Origin of the sequence: uncultured Amnibacterium sp. (genome assembly GCF_964245895.1) — a bacterium.
Lineage (GTDB): Bacteria > Actinomycetota > Actinomycetes > Actinomycetales > Microbacteriaceae > Amnibacterium.
The window spans coordinates 1-14,979 of sequence record NZ_CAXTOQ010000061.1 but is presented as its reverse complement, the minus strand read 5'-3'; the positions used below and the strand labels follow the sequence as shown (position 1 = coordinate 14,979).

Below are 14,979 nucleotides of genomic sequence, written 5' to 3'. Positions count from 1 at the left end.
ACGAAGCGTCAGGGGCGGCGGGTGCGGAAGGCGCTCGTCACGTACGGGAGGTCGACCGCGTCGCGGCCCGCCGTGGCCGGGTGCGTCGCGAGCAGGGTGCGGATGCCGGCGAGCACGTCGTCGCGCTCCCCGGCCGGCAGCGCGATCACGTACGAGCGCGAGGCGGCCATCGCGACCACCTGGTCGACGGTCATCGGGCGCGTCCAGCGCAGGTCGCGGCGCTCGAGGGGCCCGAACGGCGGCGCGACCACGACCGCGTCGCTCCCGATCATCCGCTCCGCGGCGCTGCCGCGCATCACGTCGCCGAGGCGGTCCACCCAGTCGGCCGCGGTGTCGCGCACGTTCCAGACGAGCCCCAGCACCCCGCCGGGGCGCAGCACCCGCGCGGCCTCGGCGGAGGCGGCCGGCACGTCCACCCAGTGCCAGGCCTGGCCGTAGACGACGGCGTCGACGGAGGCGTCCGGCAGCGGGATCACCTCGCCGGTGCCCTGCAGCGGCGCGGCCTGCGGCACCTCCCGCGCGAGCGCCTCGAGCATGCCGGCGTCCGGCTCGACCGCGGTGACCTCCCTGCCGGCGCGCACGAGCGCGGCCGTCAGCTTGCCGGTGCCCGCGCCGACGTCGGCGACCGCTCGGGCGTCGCCGATCAGCCACTCGACGATCTCGGCCGGGTAGTCCGGCCGGCCGGCGACGTACGCGTCGGCGGCCGCGCCGAACCGTCGGCCGGCGAGCGCCTCGTCCCGCTCGCTGCCCATCAGGCGGCGTTCCAGAGGTCGATCACCCGGGTGCCGTGCTCGTGGCCGAGCTCCGCCAGCCCGGCGGTCGACAGCACGAGCCGGGCCCCGCCCTCCGGCGGCAGGTCGACCCACGCGGCGGCGAGCGCGCGCAGCACGTGCCCGTGCGCGACGGCCAGCACGTCGTGGCCGGCGTCCAGCACCGGCTGCGCCCTGGCGATCACCCGCTCGACCCGCACGCGGACCTCGGCGGCGGTCTCGCCCTCGGGCGCGCCGTCGCGCCAGAGGTCCCAGCCGGGCCGGATCCGGTCGATCTCGTCGGAGGTGAGGCCCTCGTAGTCGCCGTAGTCGAACTCGACGAGGTCGTCGGTCGACTCGAACCGGCCGGCGAACCCGGCCAGCTCCGCGGTCCGCACCGCCCGCTGCCGCGGGCTCACCAGCACGAGCCCGAAGTCGCGGTCGGCGAGCACGGGCGCGAGCGCACGCGCACGGCGCTCCCCCTCCTCGGTGAGCGGGATGTCGGTGATCCCCGTGTGCTGCCCCGACCGGCTCCAGGCGGTCTCGCCGTGGCGGAGGAGGACCAGCTGCGGCGGCTTCAGAACCGGGTACGGGTGATGCGGCGGCACGTCGGCCGAGCGTACGCGCGGGATGCTGCACACGACCGGAACACGGTGCTGATCAGCGGTGAGGCTTGCCTGCCCTTGCTGGCGGCCGGGTCGGAAGGGGCGCACGATGCCGTCATGACCTCGATGCTCGCCGTCCTCACGCACGGCGCCGCCCCCGACCGCGCGGGCCGGGCGAACACCCTGCGGGCCGGGGTCCTGGGTGCGAACGACGGCATCGTCTCCGTCGCCGCGATCGTGGTCGGCGTCGCCGGCGCCTCCGCGGGCCACGGCGCGGTCCTGCTCGCCGGGCTCGCGGCGCTGATCGGCGGCGCGGTCTCGATGGCGCTGGGCGAGTACGTGTCGGTGTCGAGCCAGCGGGACGGCGAGCGCGCCGCCCTGACCGGCACCGGCGCGAACCCCTGGGCCGCGGCGGCCGCCTCCGCGACGGCGTTCCTGACGGGCGGCGTGCTGCCGCTGGTCGCCGTGCTCCTCGCCGGCGGCGCAGCCCGGGTGCCGCTGACCGTCCTCGCGGTGCTCGTGGCGCTGGCGCTGACCGGCGCAGCGGGCGCCCGGCTGGGCGGTGCACCCGCGCTGCGACCCACCCTGCGCACGGTCCTCGGCGGCGGCCTCGCGCTCGCGGCGACCTGGTCGATCGGCCTGCTGCTCGGCACCGCCGGGGTGGCCTGAGCCGACTCCTCACCTCCTCCGGGCGGTCTCCGACCCGCGCTCGCTATGGTGCGCGGATGGGGGCCGCACTGACGCTCGGCGCCGAGGAGGAGCTGCACCTCATCGACCTCGAGCGCTGGCAGCTCGCCGCGCGAGCGCCGCAGCTGCTCGGGAAGCTGCCGCGCGACAGCTACTCCGCCGAGATCCAGCGGACGACCGTCGAGACGAACACCGATGTGGTGACGGACCTCGGGGGGCTGCGCCGCGAGCTGCTGCGGCTGCGCCGCGGCGTGATCGACGTCGCGGCGAAGGAGGGGCTCGGCGTCGCCGCCGTCGGCACCGCGCCCCGCAGCGAGTTCCGCGACTTCGAGCTGACGGCGACCGGCCGGTACGGGCGCATGCAGGAGCAGTACCGTCTGCTCGTCGACGAGCAGCTGATCTGCGGCACCCAGATCCACGTCGGCGTCGCGGACCGCGACCTCGCGGTCGACATCGCCCAGCGGGTGGCGAGCCGGCTGCCGGTCCTGCTCGCGCTGTCCGCGAGCTCGCCGTACTGGAACGGGCTGGACACGGGCTACGCCTCCATCCGCACCATCATCTGGCAGCGCTGGCCGAGCGCCGGCCCGACCGGGCCGCTCGCCGACGGGGCGGCGTACGACGAGCTGCTGCAGGACATGATCGCGTCGGGCGTGATCGCGGACGCGAAGATGGCGTACTTCGACGTGCGCCCCTCGTCCCACGCGCCGACGCTCGAGCTGCGGATCTGCGACGCCTGCCCGCTGGTCGACGACGCCGTGCTGATCGCCGGCCTGTTCCGGGCGATGGTGCGGGACGCGGAGAAGGAGGTCGAGGCCGGCAGCCCCTGGGAAGGACGTGCGCTGCCGCTGCACCGCGCCGGCATCTGGCAGGCGGCGCGGGGCGGGCTGACCGGGCGGCTGCTGGACGACTCCGTCCACCCCCGCCCCGCGCCGGCGAGGGAGGTGGTCCAGCGGCTGCTCGGCGACCTGCGGGAGACGCTGGAGGAGCTGGACGACTGGGACGAGGTCGCGGACCTCACCGAGACCGCGCTCGCCCGCGGCAACTCGGCCGACCGGCAGCGCGCCGCGTTCGTGCAGCGCGGCGACCTCGAGGACGTGATGCGCAGCGTCGTCGAGGAGACGCAGGGGCCGGCGTCCGGGCCCGAGGCGGCCGCCCCGGCGCTGCGCCGCTACCGCGCGAGGGCCGGTGACGAGGGGATCGACGCGAACTCGGTGCCGCGGCCAAACTACCGCGCGGTCGTCGAGCACGTGCGGGCCCTCGGGGTCGACGGCCTGGCCGACCGCCACGCGGCGCGCGACCGCTGGACCACCGAGCACGCCTTCGACTTCGGCGTCGCCGGCAGGAAGCAGCCGTTCGACGTCGACCTCGTGCCGCGGCTCGTCCAGCCGTACGAGTGGACCGAGCTGGAGGCCGGCCTCACCCAGCGCGCCCGGGCGATCGAGGCCTTCCTCGGCGACGTCTACGGCGAGCAGCGGATCCTGAAGGACGGCGTGCTGCCGGCGGAGGCGGTGCTCGGCGCGCCCGGCTGGCTGCCGGCCGCCGCGCGGCTGCCGAAGGGGTCGCTGCGCGCCCCGATCCAGGGCTTCGACCTCGTGCGGAACGAGTACGGCGGCTGGCGGGTGCTCGAGGACAACGTGCGGAACCCCTCCGGCGTCGCCTACGCCATCGCGATCCGGCAGCTGATGGACGCCGTGCTGCCCGACCTGCCGAGGCCCGGCCACCTCGCCGATCCCGCGACGGCGCTCGAGCAGCTGCGGCGGGCCGTGCTGGCGGGCGCGAAGCCCGGCACGCGCGGGGCGCTGCTGTCGGGCGGGCCGGACAGCTCGGCGTGGTTCGAGCACCGCCGCCTCGCCGACGGCGCCGGGCTGCTCCTCGCGACGCCCGACGACCTCGCGGTCGACCGCGGCACGGTCGTGCAGCGGTCGACCGGCGACCGGATCGGCAGCCTCTACCTGCGACTCGACGTCGAGCTGCCGGACCTCGTCGCCGCCGACGGCCGGGAGATCGGCGCGGGGATCATGGACGTCGCGGCGCGGGGCGACGTCACGCTGGTGAACGCGCCGGGCAACGGCGTCGCGGACGACAAGGCGATGTACCGGTCGGTGCCCGAGCTGATCGGCTACTACCTGGACGAGCGGCCGCTGCTCGAGAGCGTGCCCACCTACCGGCTCGGCGACGAGACCGAGCGGCAGGCGGTGCTCGAGCGGGTCGGCGAGCTCGTCACGAAGCCGGTCGACGGCTCCGGCGGCCGCGGCGTGCTCGTCGGCCCCGCCGCGGACGCCGCGGAGGTGGCCAGGCGGCGCCTCGAGATCGCCGACGACCCGTCCGCCTGGGTGGCGCAGGAGGTCGTCTCGCTCTCGTCCGTGCCGTCCCTCGAGGGCGGCCTGCTGCAGCCGCGGCACGTCGACCTGCGGGCCTTCGTGTACTCGACCGGGCATCGCAAGCGGGACTACCTGCTGGCCGACCTCGCGCTGACGCGGGTCGCTCCGGACGGCAGCCTCGTCGTGAACTCCTCGCGAGGTGGCGGGGCGAAGGACACCTGGATCGTGCTCCCCGAGCACCACGCGTCCAGGAACCGCCACCGCTAGGAGACGAACGAGCATGTGTGGACTCGCCGGCGAGATCCGGTTCGACGGCCGTGCCGCGGACGTGGAGGCGGTCGCGCGGATGACCGCCTGCCTGGTGCACCGCGGGCCGGACGGCGAGGGGCTGTGGGCGGACGGACCCGTCGCGCTCGGGCACCGGCGGCTCGCGATCATCGACCTGTCCCCCTCCGGCGCGCAGCCGATGCGGGACGACGAGACCGGCTCGACGATCGTGTTCAACGGCTGCATCTACAACCACCACGAGCTGCGCGCCGAGCTGCGGGGGATCGGCCACACGTTCCGGTCGACGTCCGACACGGAGGTGATCGAGAAGGCCTGGCACCAGTGGGGCGAGCGGTTCGTCGACCACCTGCTCGGGATGTTCGCGATCGTGATCCGGGAGCACGCCTCCGGCCGCACCGTGCTCGCCCGCGACCGGCTGGGGATCAAGCCGCTCTACCTCGACGAGCGGCCGGGGATGCTGCGGTTCGCCTCCACGGTCCAGGCGCTGCTCGCCGGTGGTGGGGTCGACACCGCCGTCGACCGCGACGCGCTCGCGGCGTACATGAGCTTCCACGCCGTCGTCCCCGCGCCGCGCACGATCCTGGCGGGCGTCACGAAGCTGCCGCCCGCCACGCTCCGCGTGATCGAGGCGGACGGCACGAGCCGCGAGCAGGTGTACTGGCGGCCCGCGTTCGAGCGGGACCCGGCCGACGCCGGCATGTCCGGCCGGGACTGGGAGGAGGCGCTGCGGAACGCGCTCCGCACCGCGGTGCGGCGCCGGATGGTCGCCGACGTGCCCGTCGGCGTGCTGCTGTCCGGCGGCCTCGACTCCTCCCTCGTCGTCGCGCTGCTCGCGGAGCTGGGGCAGCCGGATCTGGAGACCTTCAGCATCGGGTTCGAGGACAGCGGCGGCGAGTCCGGCGACGAGTTCTCGTACTCGACCCTGATCGCGCGGGAGTTCGGCACGCACCACCACCGCATCCCGATCGGCTCCGAGCGGCTGCTGCCCGCCGTCGACGCGGCGGTCGCCGCGATGAGCGAGCCGATGGTGAGCCACGACTGCGTCGCGTTCTTCCTGCTGTCGGAGGAGGTCTCGCGGTCCATCAAGGTCGTCCAGTCCGGGCAGGGCGCCGACGAGGTGCTCGGCGGGTACGAGTGGTACCCGCCGCTGGCGGGCGTGCCGCGAGACGAGGCGGTCGACGCGTACTCGGCGGTGTTCGTCGACCGGCCGTGGTCGACGATGGCGAGCTGGCTGAACCCGGCGTGGCTGGCGGAGACCGACGTGCCGCGCGCGTTCCTCGACGCCGCGTTCGCCGCGCCGGGAGCGGAGACCTCGGTGGACGCGGCCCTGCGGATCGACACCACCGTGATGCTCGTCGACGACCCGGTCAAGCGGGTCGACAGCATGACCATGGCGTGGGGGCTGGAGGCGCGCGTGCCGTTCCTCGACCACGAGCTGGTGGAGCTGGCCGGCCGGATCCCGCCGCGGCTGAAGCTGGCCGACGGCGGCAAGGGCGTGCTGAAGCGCGCGTCCCGCGGCCTGGTGCCGGACGCGGTGATCGACCGGACGAAGGGCCACTTCCCGGTGCCCGCGATCCGGCAGCTCGAGGGCCCGATGCTGGCCAGGGTGCGCGAGGCGCTGCTCGACCCGGCGGCGCAGCGGCGCGACCTGTTCCGCCGCGACACGGTCGCCCGCCTCCTCGCCGACCCGAACACCGAGCGCACGACGCTCGACAGCAACGCGCTCTGGCAGCTGGGCCTCCTCGAGCTCTGGCTGCAGGCCAACGACATCCGCTGACTTCCTGCTTCGCGGATCCGGATTCCTGTCGCGGATCCGGATGGACGGCGCGACACGCCGGGTCGCGGACCCGGACGCCGGGGTGTCGGCGGATCCATCCGGATCCGCGAAGCACGGGCCTGGTGGCGACTCCCGACCGCGACTCGGGAGACTGGGCGGGTGACCACCGACACCGCGACCGCCGACCGCATCGACGCCGCCGTTCGGCTGGGCACGGGGCTGGTGGACGCGTGGGGCAGCTGGTGCCCCACCATGACGCCCGACGCCCACCGCGTCGCCTTCATCAGCGACCGGTCGGGCACCCCGGAGGTGTGGGTGCAGCAGGTCGTGCTGCAGGGCGAGGCGCCGCCCGCCCAGCGGATCCCGCTGTCGGCCGACCCCGTGGTCGCCGTCTCCTGGTCGGCGGACAGCCGCTGGCTCGCCTGCACCGTCGCGACGGACGGCGGCGTGCGCACGCAGGTGTGGGTCGTCCGGCCGGACGGCTCGGAGGCGCGGCGCATCGCGGGCGACCACGTCGAGCACGCCGAGCTCGGGCCGTGGACCCGCAGCGGACACCGCGTCGTCGTGACCTACCCCTCCCCGGGCGAGGGCAGGCCGACGCGCTGCTTCCTCGCCGACCCGTGGACGGGGCGCCTCGACCCGCTCGCCGAGGGCGACCTGATCCACGTGCTCGACATCTCGCTGGAGGAGCGCTTCCTCATCCTGCTCGACGGCGAGCGCGGCCGGCAGTTCTGCACCGTCGTCGACCGGCTCGAGGACCACCACTCGTCGCTGCTGCCGAGCGGCACGGGCTCGACCGACGTCGCCCTGGTGCGCCCGGCGCCGGCCGGCGAGGCGGGCCCGCTGTACGTCTACCTCGCCTCCGACGTCGGCCTCAGCCGCCGGCAGCTGATCGGGCTGCCCTTCGGCCCGAACGGGCACCGCGGCGAGCCGCGCACGCTCGCGTTCCGGGACGACGCCGAGCTGGAGGCGGTGGACGCCGACGACGCCGGCGAGCTGCTGCTGCTCGTCTGGAACGCCGCCGGCCGCAGCGAGCTCGAGCTGTACCACACCGGCTCGCACGAGCGGCAGCCGATCACCGGGATGCCGGGCCTCGTCGCGACGACCCCGGTGCTGTCGCGCGACGGCGGCTCCGTCATCCTCGGCGTGGAGGGGCCGGAGCGCCCCCGCGAGCTGTGGCACCTCGACACGCACAGCCGCCGCTGGACCCGGGTCACGGCCGCGCCGGCGCCGGGCGCGCGGCTCGTGGTGCCGAGCCTCGAGGTGTTCCAGGGCGAGGACGGCCTCACCCTGACCGGCTGGCTCTACCGCGCAGCGGGTGCGGACGCCGCGGTGGTGCACCTGCACGGCGGGCCGGAGGCGCAGGAGCGGCCGACCTTCAGCCCGCAGCACCAGGCGCTCGCCGCCGCAGGCGTCAGCGTGTTCGCGGTGAACGTCCGCGGCTCCTCGGGGTTCGGGCGCGAGTTCGTGCACGCGGACGACCTGGGCGGCCGGTTCGACGCGTTCGGCGACGTGCGGGCGGCCGCGCACCATCTCGTGGCGACGGGCACGGCCGATCGGCGGAGGGTCGGGGTGACCGGCCGCTCGTACGGCGGGTACCTGACGCTCGCCTCCCTCGCCTTCTCCCCCGGCGTGTTCGCCGCGGGCGCCGACGTCTGCGGGATGAGCGACCTCACCCGGTTCTACGAGGAGACGGAGCCGTGGATCGGCGCCGCCGCGGTCAGCAAGTACGGCCATCCCGAGCGCGACCGCGCCCTGCTCGAGGCGATCTCGCCGCTGCGCCAGGTGGAGGCGATCGACGTGCCGCTGCTCGTCGTCCACGGCGAGCTCGACACCAACGTGCCGATCGGCGAGGCGCGGCGCATCGTGGCGGCGCTCCGCGACCTCGACCGGCAGGTCGAGTACCTGGAGCTGCCCGGCGAGGGCCACGACTACCGCCGCGCCTCCTCCCGGAAGCACCTGCTGACGGACCTCGTGCGGTTCCTCGCGACGCGGCTCTGAGTGCTCGCGGGGCCCTCCGCTGCTCCCGCGCCGGAGCGCAGCCGCGCATGAGCAGCGGGCGGCCCGGTTAGCGTGGAGGGGATGGCGGACTCGGCGCGGGTGGACGTGTGGCTGTGGGCCGTGCGCGTCTACCGCACGCGGTCGATCGCCTCCGCCGCCTGCAAGGCCGGGCACGTGTCCATCAACGGCCAGAAGGTCAAGCCGTCGCACCTCGTCAAGGTCGGCGACGAGGTGCGGGCGATGCTCGCGCACGAGCGGATCCTCGGCGTCAAGGCGCTGCCGCTGAAGCGCGGCGGCGCTCCGGAGGCGGCGCTCGCCGTCGAGGACCGCACCCCGCCTCCGCCGCCGCGCGTCGAGACGCCGTCGCAGGTGCTGCGCGACCTCGCCGCCGGGCGCCCGACGAAGAAGGACCGCCGGGAGATCACCCGCCTCCGCGGCTACTGAAACGCCTCCCGCGGCGCAACGGGCCGCGCCGTCTGAAGGATGAGGTTCCGCGTGCAGGACGGCAAGCGCTGATCCGTCCTGCACGCGGCCCGGTCTCCTGCACAGGGGACGGCCCGTGCGGCCGGGCGAGGTGCGCGCCGGTCAGTCGGGCTGCACGGGGTCGAGCACCTCGTGCGCGGCGGGCGCGTCGGGGTCCTCGCCCTCGGCGCTCGAGGGCTTGCCCTGCTGCTCCAGCACGATGCTGGGCTCGGCGGCGTCGGGGTCCTCGCCCTCCGCCTGCGTCGGGTGGTTCTGGTCGTAGTCGTTCGGTGCGTCGGTCATCGTGCTCCTTCACTTCCCGCCGGCAGCGACACGGAAGTCGCGCGTCGGGTCCTCGAGGTCGTCGGTGGGCGTCAGGTCGGCGCGGCCGACGAAGTCCGCGACCCAGCCGGCGAAGATGCGCACCTTGCGGTCGGTGGTCGGCATCGCGAGCAGGTGGTAGCCGCGGTGAGCGAGCCACGCGGGCACCTCCTTCAGCTGCACGCCGAAGATGTTCGCCGCGCCGTGGAAGAGGCCGTAGGAGGCGACCGTGCCGAGGGAGTAGTGGATGTACTGCCGCGGCCGGCGCCGGCGGACCGACCTGGCGATGTTGTCGCCGAGCAGCACGGCCTGCCGCAGCGCGTTCTGCGCGTTGGGCGGGTACCACGCGGGCTGCGGCTTCGTCAGGTCCGGGATCTGCGCGTTGTCCCCGGCGGCCCATGCGCCGCGCACCCAGCCGCCGTCCTCGCGGATCACCTGCAGCTTCGCGCTGGTGTTCACGTGGCCGCGCGGGCCGAGGGGCAGGTCCGTGTTCGCCAGGACCGGGTTCGGCTTCACCCCGGCTGTCCAGACCAGCATGCCGAACGGCACCTCGTCGCCGTCGCTGAACACGGCGACCGCGTCCTCGCACGACTTCATGGTGGTCTTCAGGCGGATGTCGATCCCGCGCTTCCGCAGCTCGTCGAGCGTCCAGGCCGACAGCTCGGGCCCGACCTCGGGAGCGACGCGGTCGAGCGCCTCGATGAGGATCCAGCTCGGCTCCTCCCCCGCCAGCGCCGGCTGCGCGGCGATCGCCTTCTTCGACAGGTCGGAGAGCTCCGCGAGCGCCTCGACGCCGGTGTAGCCGCCGCCGATGAAGACGAAGGTGAGGTACTTGCGCCGCTCGGCCGGATCGGTCGCCGCGGCCGCCCGCGCGACGTTCAGCAGCACCGTGTTGCGGGTGTGCGCGGCCTCCTCGATGGTCTTGAAGCCGACGCCGTGCTCGGCGAGCCCCAGCGTCGGGAACGTGCGGGTGACCGCACCGAGGCCGATCACGACGTGGTCGTAGTCGTAGACGGTCTCGCCGCCGTCGACCGGTGCGACCGTCACCGTCTTCGCCTTCGAGTCGACCCCGGTCACCGCGCCGCGGACGACGTTCGTGTGCGCGAGCGCCTGGCGCAGATCGACCGTGACGTCGCGGGGGCTCACGTGCCCGCCGGCGACCTCCGGCAGCAGCGGCTGGTAGGTCATGTACGCCCGCGGCTCGATCAGGGTCACCTCGAGCGGCAGCTCGGAGTGCTTCTCGAGCGTCCACGCCACGTAGAGGCCGACGTAGCCGCCGCCCAGGATCACGATCTTCTGCGGCGCGACCGGCATGCGCATCCCCTCGTCGGCGGCACGGCGCCCCCGTCGGGTCGACCGTCCCACCACGGCCTGAGCGGTTCCTGGCCGCGCGCCGAACGTCAGAGCGGGCCGCGAGCCGCGGGTCCGACGCCGGCGAGCGCCGGGGCGAGCCCGATGTCGACGAGCCGGACCCGCCCGGTCCACGCGCGGGCGCCCGGGGCGAGCAGGCCCGCCTTCACCGCACCGAAGGTCACGGTGACGTCGGCGCGCAGGAGGGGCGGGTGCGGCACGCCGTCGTCGGGCCCGAGCCCGCTCGGCAGGTCGACCGCGACGACGACGGCGCCGTGGCCGCCCGATTCGAGGAGGCGCCCGACGACCTGCCTCGCCGGGCCGCGCAGCGGCCCGCGGGCTCCGGTGCCGAGGATGCCGTCCAGCACGACGTCGGCCCGCGCCACCTCAGCGGCGATCCGGCCCGCGGAGGCGTCGGGCGGCAGCACGGTCGCGCCGGCCCGCTGCGCGGCTCGCAGCCCCTCGGCGTGCACCCCGCGGCCGAGCCGGACGACCACCGCGCTGCTCCCCTCCGCGACCAGGGCGGCCGCGGCGAGCAGGGCGTCGCCGCCGTTGCTGCCGCTGCCGGCGAGCACGACGATCCGCCCGGTGCGGCGGCCGCGGGTCGCGAGCAGCCGCCGCACCTCCGCCGCCAGCCCGGCCGCGGCGCGCGCCATCAGCGGCACCCCGGCGTAGAGGAGCGGCCGCTCGGCCGCCCGCACCTGCTCGGCGAGGTACCCGTCGACGATCACGTCGTCATGCTCCTCGGAGGCGGCTCGGAGGAGCATCGGGGCATGCGCATCCTTCTCACCGGCGGCAGCGGCAAGCTCGGCAGCACCGTCACCACGTCCCTCCGCGACGCCGGGCACGCCGTGATCGTGCTCGACCGCGCGGTCCCCAGGGGCGAGGGCATCCCGATCGACCTCACCGACGCGGGCCAGGTGCTCGACGCGGTCGCCGGCGTCGAGGAGCAGCACGACGGCGTCGACGCGATCGTGCACCTCGCCGCGATCCCGGCTCCAGGCCTGTTCCCGGACGTCGTGACGTTCGAGAACAACATCCTCTCCACGCACCACGTGCTGCAGGCCGCCCGCCGGGCGGGCGTGCAGCGCATCGTGACCGCCTCCAGCGAGACGCTGCTGGGCCTGCCGATGGACGTGCCGCCCGAGTACCTCCCGGTGGACGAGGCGGTGACGCTGCCGAACTCGACCTACTCGATGACGAAGCTGCTCGAGGAGCAGATGGCGCTCACCTTCTGCCGCTGGGACCCGGCGCTGTCGATCACCGCCATGCGGTTCTCGAACGTGATGGTGGAGGCGGACTACGCCGGCTTCGAGGCCTGGCAGGACGACCCGCTGGTGCGCAAGTGGAACGCGTGGGGCTACATCGACGCGCGGGACGCGGCGGACGCGATCGCGAAGGCGCTCGAGGTGCGCGGACCCGGGTTCGAGCGGTACATCATCGCCAACGCGGACACCGTGATGCGCACCCCGAGCGCCGAGCTCGCCGCCGCGGTCTTCCCCGGGGTCCCGTTCACCCGGCCCGTGGAGGGCACCGGCACGCTGCTGTCGATCGACAAGGCGCGCGCCGAGCTCGGCTGGCAGCCGACCCGGTCCTGGCGCGACACCCAGGGCTGATCGTGGCCGTCGAGAAGTCCGACCTCCCCTCCACCCTGCAGCGGTCCGACCAGCACGCGCAGGACGTCTACGGCGAGACGCTGCGGTCCGCGGAGGCGCAGTACGGCGACGGCGAGCGCGCCCACCGGACGGCGTTCGCGGCGCTCAAGCACTCGTACGAGAAGGTCGGCGACCACTGGGAGCCGAAGGACGAGCCGGGCCCGTCGGACGCGGGCGCCGAGCAGGGCGGGCCGGGCGACCACCCGACCAGGGGCGGCGTCGACGCGAACGCCACGAAGCAGCACCTGCTGCAGGTGGCGAGGCGGCTCGACGTGCACGGTCGGTCGACCATGACGAAGGACCAGCTGGTCGACGCGATCGGGAAGGCGAACGACCGGGAGACCCGGAAGGCCCGCGAGGGCTGAGCCTCAGGTCGGCGGAGGCACGCGGGCGGCGCTGATGGTCCACAGCCGTCCCTGCTGCGTGCAGCCGTCGGCGGTCCCGACGGCGCCGGGCTCGCCGGTCAGGACGACGGTGCTGCCCGGCTGCGCGATCACCGCGCCGGACGGGTCCACCAGTCCGAGCTGCGGGTTCGCGCTCCACCCCTCCGCGAACCGCAGCACCGACGTCGTGCCGTGGACGGTCACCGAGTAGCAGGCGACGTCGCCGTGCCGCTGCGCCTGCAGCGCGCCGCGCAGCACGCCGGTCGGCTCGCCCGCCGTCGCGGTCGGCACCGTGAGGCCGCCCCGCTCCGCGCGCGGCCAGAGCACCGCGAGCCCGACGAGCACGAGCAGCAGCGCGCCGGCGAGGGCGACGCGGCGCAGCAGGGAGCGCCTGCGCAGCTTCGCGACGCCCGGGAACCACTGGCCGCTCACGCGCCAACGGTAGGCGGTCGCACGGACACCCCGGCGCGGCGGGGGCTCAGCGCTCGACCAGGCGGGGGGCGAGCAGGCGGTGGTGCGGGCCGTCGTCGACGCGCAGCAGCTCGAGCACGGCGGCGGCCACCCCGTCCAGCGGCTGGGCGACGCTCGGGAAGCCGAGGGCGCGGGCGACCGGGGTGTCGTCGTACCCGACGACGGGCACGTCCGGGCCGAGCGCGAGCCGCGTACCGAGGGCGAGGGAGTCGCTGGCGCAGACCACGGCCTCGGGCGCCGGGGACAGCGCCGCGAGGGCGCGACCGCCGACGCCGAGATCGTGGGGGTCCTCCTCGACGGCGAGGTCCAGAGCGACCAGATCCGTCTCGGCGACCCCCGCCGCGCGCATCGCCGCGCGCCATCCCTCGCGCCGGTCGTCGCCCGTGCCGGACCCGGCCGGCCAGCCGAGGAACGCGACCCGCCGCGCCCCGCGCTCCAGCAGCCGATCGGTCGCCGCGCGCACCCCCTCCCGCCCGTCGACGTCGACCCACCGGTGCGAGCGATCGGTCGAGGCGCGCTCGCCCCACGGCCGCCCGAAGGTGACGAAGCGCACGTCGTGCTCGATGAGCCACGGGATCCGGGTGTCGCCGTAGTGCGTGGAGGTGAGCACGAAGGCGTCGACGTCGGCGCCGTCGAGCAGCCGCTCGAACGCGGCGATCTCGCCGGCCTCGTCCTCCGCGGTGTAGAGCAGCACCCGCAGACCCGCCGCGTCGGCCTGCTCGACGAGCGCGTGCAGGAAGCGGTCCAGCAGCGACCCCGCCATGCCGTCCGTGCCGGGATCGAGCCGCACGCCGAGCGTCGAGCTGACCCGGGTCCGCAGGCGGCGGGCGGAGGCGTGCGGGCGGTAGCCGAGCCGCTGCACGGCGTCGAGCACGCGCTCCCGCGTCTCCTCACGGACGATGCCCGGGGTGTTCAGCACGTTGGAGACGGTCTGCCGCGAGACGCCCGCGGCGTCCGCGACGTCGGTGACGGTAGGCAGTCGACGCACCGGTCCTCCTCGTCCGCGGATCCCGCTCCGCGAATCGTAGAGGAACCTGGGAATCGCCGACCGACCATTTGATCGATCAAACCGAAAGCCCTACGCTCCCCCCGTGGCGATGAGGCAACCCCTGCTGCACGACGGCGAGATCGTGCTGGCGGCACCGGCGCAGCTGTGGAGCCGTGCCGACGGGAGCCTGTCCGCGCCCATCGACGGCCTGTTCGTCTCCGACGTGCGGATCGTCGCCGGCCTCGAGACCACCGTCCTCGGCAGCGCGCTCGAGCACATCCGGACCGACCGGCGCAGCGCTCGCCGGATCGCCTTCACCGCCCTCCTGCGCGGGCTCGACGCCGACGCGGGCGCTGACCCGCGCGTCCGGCTGGACCGCGTCCGCACCGTGGACCCCGAGGGGCTGACGGAGGCGCTGACCGTGACGTCCGGACGGGAGGTCCCGGTCGAGGTCGCGCTCACGGTGCATCTGCGGACCGACCTCGCGCCGATGCCGCTCGTGAAGTCCGGCGGTACGGCGGCGCCCGTGCGGTTCGCCGTCGCCGGCGGCATCGCCTCGTGGGGCACGGAGGAGGTCCACGCGACCCTCGTCGCCGACGGGCTCGAGCCGACGGCGGACGCCGACGGGCTGCGGCTCGAGCTGCGCGCGACGGTGCCGCCGCACGGCACCGTGACGGCGTCCTGGCGGGTGCGCGCCGAGGACCGCGCCGCGGTCGTGACCGCGCCGCCCCGGCCGATCCGACTCGCCGCCCCGCCGACGGGCGACCCGACCCTCGACGAGTGGACCGCCCGCGCGCTCGACGACCTCGAGTCGCTGCAGCTCGTGCTGCCGGGCGGACCGGACGACGTGTTCCTCGCCGCGGGCGCGCCGTGGTTCCTCACCCTCTTCGGCCGCGACTCCATCTGGGCCGCGCGCATGCC

15 protein-coding genes are annotated in these 14,979 nt (G+C 75.2%); 8 read left to right on the top strand and 7 right to left on the bottom strand.

What is annotated here, in order from left to right:
• Positions 1 to 8: 8 nt before the first annotated feature.
• Both ACFE60_RS10135 and ACFE60_RS10130 read right to left on the bottom strand, forming a co-directional pair.
• A complete protein-coding gene (locus ACFE60_RS10135; protein ID WP_375388734.1) occupies positions 9 to 752 on the bottom strand; it encodes a class I SAM-dependent methyltransferase in 744 nt (247 codons plus the stop codon).
• Positions 752 to 1,357, bottom strand: coding sequence for a histidine phosphatase family protein (locus ACFE60_RS10130; RefSeq protein ID WP_375388733.1), 606 nt, complete (start codon positions 1,355 to 1,357; stop codon positions 752 to 754). The genes ACFE60_RS10135 and ACFE60_RS10130 overlap by 1 nt, the downstream gene beginning before the upstream one ends.
• A gap of 114 nt (positions 1,358 to 1,471) precedes the next feature.
• On the opposite strand from ACFE60_RS10130, the gene ACFE60_RS10125 reads away from it, so the two are divergent.
• The 5 genes from ACFE60_RS10125 to ACFE60_RS10105 all read left to right on the top strand — a co-directional run bounded on the left by ACFE60_RS10125 (position 1,472) and on the right by ACFE60_RS10105 (position 8,872).
• Positions 1,472 to 2,023, top strand: a complete 552-nt coding sequence (locus ACFE60_RS10125) for a VIT1/CCC1 transporter family protein (RefSeq protein WP_375388732.1) — start codon at positions 1,472 to 1,474, stop codon at positions 2,021 to 2,023.
• Between the two features lie 56 nt (positions 2,024 to 2,079).
• Positions 2,080 to 4,629, top strand: a complete 2,550-nt coding sequence (locus tag ACFE60_RS10120; protein WP_375388731.1) for a glutamate--cysteine ligase — start codon at positions 2,080 to 2,082, stop codon at positions 4,627 to 4,629.
• Between the two features lie 13 nt (positions 4,630 to 4,642).
• A complete protein-coding gene (locus ACFE60_RS10115; protein ID WP_375388730.1) occupies positions 4,643 to 6,427 on the top strand; it encodes an N-acetylglutaminylglutamine amidotransferase in 1,785 nt (594 codons plus the stop codon).
• A gap of 159 nt (positions 6,428 to 6,586) precedes the next feature.
• Positions 6,587 to 8,428: a S9 family peptidase gene (locus ACFE60_RS10110; protein WP_375388729.1), complete on the top strand. Its 1,842-nt coding sequence runs from the start codon at positions 6,587 to 6,589 to the stop codon at positions 8,426 to 8,428.
• A gap of 81 nt (positions 8,429 to 8,509) precedes the next feature.
• The gene (locus ACFE60_RS10105) at positions 8,510 to 8,872 is read left to right on the top strand and encodes an RNA-binding S4 domain-containing protein (protein WP_375388728.1); all 363 of its coding nucleotides are present in this window, start codon (positions 8,510 to 8,512) and stop codon (positions 8,870 to 8,872) included.
• Between the two features lie 141 nt (positions 8,873 to 9,013).
• Here ACFE60_RS10105 and ACFE60_RS10100 read toward each other — a convergent pair whose 3' ends face one another.
• The 3 genes from ACFE60_RS10100 to ACFE60_RS10090 form a co-directional block, all read right to left on the bottom strand.
• A complete protein-coding gene (locus ACFE60_RS10100) occupies positions 9,014 to 9,193 on the bottom strand; it encodes a hypothetical protein (protein WP_375388727.1) in 180 nt (59 codons plus the stop codon).
• 9 nt (positions 9,194 to 9,202) lie between these two features.
• On the bottom strand, positions 9,203 to 10,525 hold the full coding sequence (locus ACFE60_RS10095) for an NAD(P)/FAD-dependent oxidoreductase (protein WP_375388726.1): 1,323 nt from the start codon (positions 10,523 to 10,525) through the stop codon (positions 9,203 to 9,205).
• Between the two features lie 86 nt (positions 10,526 to 10,611).
• Positions 10,612 to 11,328 (bottom strand): NAD(P)H-hydrate epimerase, encoded by a 717-nt coding sequence (locus ACFE60_RS10090; protein ID WP_375388725.1) that lies wholly within the window; start codon positions 11,326 to 11,328, stop codon positions 10,612 to 10,614.
• Positions 11,329 to 11,334: 6 nt separating this feature from the next.
• Here ACFE60_RS10090 and ACFE60_RS10085 point away from each other — a divergent pair, with 6 nt between their 5' ends.
• Both ACFE60_RS10085 and ACFE60_RS10080 read left to right on the top strand, forming a co-directional pair.
• Positions 11,335 to 12,177 (top strand): NAD-dependent epimerase/dehydratase family protein, encoded by an 843-nt coding sequence (locus ACFE60_RS10085; RefSeq protein ID WP_375388724.1) that lies wholly within the window; start codon positions 11,335 to 11,337, stop codon positions 12,175 to 12,177.
• 2 nt (positions 12,178 to 12,179) lie between these two features.
• The gene (locus ACFE60_RS10080) at positions 12,180 to 12,581 is read left to right on the top strand and encodes a ChaB family protein (RefSeq protein WP_375388723.1); all 402 of its coding nucleotides are present in this window, start codon (positions 12,180 to 12,182) and stop codon (positions 12,579 to 12,581) included.
• A gap of 3 nt (positions 12,582 to 12,584) precedes the next feature.
• Here the strand turns inward: ACFE60_RS10080 and ACFE60_RS10075 are convergent, their stop codons facing one another.
• The gene (locus ACFE60_RS10075) at positions 12,585 to 13,031 is read right to left on the bottom strand and encodes a hypothetical protein (RefSeq protein WP_375388722.1); all 447 of its coding nucleotides are present in this window, start codon (positions 13,029 to 13,031) and stop codon (positions 12,585 to 12,587) included.
• 46 nt (positions 13,032 to 13,077) lie between these two features.
• Positions 13,078 to 14,058 carry a LacI family DNA-binding transcriptional regulator gene (locus tag ACFE60_RS10070; RefSeq protein ID WP_375388721.1) on the bottom strand — a complete coding sequence of 327 codons (981 nt, stop codon included), beginning with the start codon at positions 14,056 to 14,058 and terminating at the stop codon, positions 13,078 to 13,080.
• Between the two features lie 109 nt (positions 14,059 to 14,167).
• Here ACFE60_RS10070 and ACFE60_RS10065 point away from each other — a divergent pair.
• Positions 14,168 to 14,979 (top strand): glycogen debranching N-terminal domain-containing protein (locus ACFE60_RS10065; protein ID WP_375388738.1); only part of this gene is annotated, 812 nt, incomplete at its 3' end.